The sequence below is a fragment of the Pseudomonas sp. 2995-1 genome (genome assembly GCF_002742505.1).
Lineage (GTDB): Bacteria > Pseudomonadota > Gammaproteobacteria > Pseudomonadales > Pseudomonadaceae > Aquipseudomonas > Aquipseudomonas sivasensis.
The window spans coordinates 1-257 of record NZ_LJSA01000176.1; the positions used below are offsets into that span (position 1 = coordinate 1).

Sequence of the window (257 nt, forward strand, 5' to 3'; positions counted from 1 at the left end):
CTTCTACACCAGTTAATTTGATTTGCATATCCATCTCACCAATTCTTTTTCTGTCATGAATTCATGAGGAACTCTCCCCTGTCGTGCTTGTATCGCTCTTCTCAACTGCTCTGCAAAAGGAGGTTGGATCACTTTTTCCACATGGAAGACTTCCTTAGGTGGGCCACTTCTAACAATTTCCCCTGCCTTAAAAACAAGAATACGGTCAGCATCCACCGCCTCATTCATGTCATGAGTAATGGATATAATCGTTATAC

The 257-nt window shown here is 42.0% G+C and carries 1 pseudogene; it reads right to left on the reverse strand.

Going from position 1 to position 257, the window contains the following annotated elements:
- Positions 1-12 precede the first annotated feature (12 nt).
- Positions 13-257 (reverse strand): annotated as a pseudogene (locus AOA61_RS31125) (hypothetical protein); the annotation flags it as partial.